This window comes from uncultured Phenylobacterium sp. (genome assembly GCF_902826855.1).
GTDB lineage: Bacteria > Pseudomonadota > Alphaproteobacteria > Caulobacterales > Caulobacteraceae > Phenylobacterium.
In genome coordinates this window covers 1-1,260 of record NZ_CADEGK010000089.1, presented here as the reverse complement: position 1 = coordinate 1,260, position 1,260 = coordinate 1, and the positions used below count along the sequence as shown (strand labels likewise).

At 68.9% G+C, this 1,260-nt stretch carries 2 protein-coding genes; both read right to left on the bottom strand.

Translation table 11 applies throughout. The features are described 5' to 3' along the window. Window positions 1–213: 213 nt before the first annotated feature. A complete protein-coding gene (rpmA, locus tag QZV94_RS13380) occupies window positions 214–492 on the bottom strand; it encodes a 50S ribosomal protein L27 (protein WP_293678390.1) in 279 nt (92 codons plus the stop codon). A 73-nt stretch (window positions 493–565) separates the two neighbouring features. Further along, entirely contained in the window at window positions 566–1,234 is a 669-nt protein-coding gene (gene rplU, locus QZV94_RS13375) for a 50S ribosomal protein L21 (RefSeq protein WP_293678409.1), read from the bottom strand. Window positions 1,235–1,260: the final 26 nt, after the last annotated feature.

Sequence of the window (1,260 nt, the reverse complement as noted above, 5' to 3'; positions counted from 1 at the left end):
GGGCGCGTCGGCCAGGGTGCGCCCGCGCCGGAGCAGGCGGTCCGTGCCGATCGCGGGTCTGACGTCCAGTGCACACATCTTGTACCTCCCGGCCCTCTGACGGAGCCTGAAAACGACTGCGGGGAGCCCGGCTGACCGGACTCCCCGCTGGGTCGTCTTCCGGTCCGCCATCTTCGAAACGAGAGGGCGGAACCGTAAGAGAGGTGGTTCCGCCTATTCGGCCGGCATCGCCTGTTCGGCGGCCGGGATCACCGTCGCGTAGGTGCGGTTGTTGCGCTTCGTGACGAAGGCCACCGCACCGGTGACGAGGGCGAAAAGGGTATGGTCCTTGCCGATCCCTACGTTGGGGCCCGGCCAGAACTTGGTGCCGCGCTGGCGCACGATGATCGAGCCGGCGTTGATCGCCTCGCCACCGAACTTCTTCACGCCGAGACGGCGGCCCGCGGAGTCGCGCCCGTTGCGCGAGGAGCCGCCGGATTTCTTGTGAGCCATGGTCTGCTCCTACGTCCTAACTGAGGCCCGGCGCGCCAGCGGCGCGCCTAGCTCTTGCAAAAAGTTTGTCCGATTACTCGGCCGACTTGTCCTTCTTGGGGGCCGCGGCCTTCTTCGGCGCAGCGGCCTTCTTCTCGGTCTCGGCCTTGGGCGCGGCGGCCTTCGGGGCCGCAGCCGCCTGGGCTTCGGTCTCCACCGGCGCGTTCACCTGGGCGGACGCCGCGGCTTCCTCGACCAGCGCCTCGGTCACCTTCGGGCCCTTGGCCGGCTTCGGCGCGGCCTTGGCGTCCTTGGCGGCGATCCGGGCGGCGATCTTCAGGTCCTTCTTGGAGACGTTGAGCATCGTCCAGTCCAGGCCGCGGGCGCGCGCATCCAGCTCGGCCTTGGTCACCAGGGAGACTTCGCCGTCCCACTTGGTTTCCTTGCCGTCGGCGCCGGTGACGCCCGTGACCCGCAGCACGCTCTCGGCCTGGCGGTGGCCGCGGGTGCGGCGATAGCCCTGGCGGCGGATCTTCTTGAAGATCTTCACCTTCTCGCCCTTGCGGGTCTCGACCAGGGTCGCGGCCACGGAGGCGCCGGCCACCAGCGGCGCGCCCACCGTAATGGCGTCGCCATCACCCAGCATCAGCACGTCGCCGAAGGCCACGGCCGCCCCAGGCTCACCGTCGAGCTTTTCCACCACCAGCAGGTCGCCGGGCTGAACCCGGTACTGCTTGCCGCCGGTCTTGATCACCGCGTACATCGTTCGCGCCTTCGGAATACTAGAGT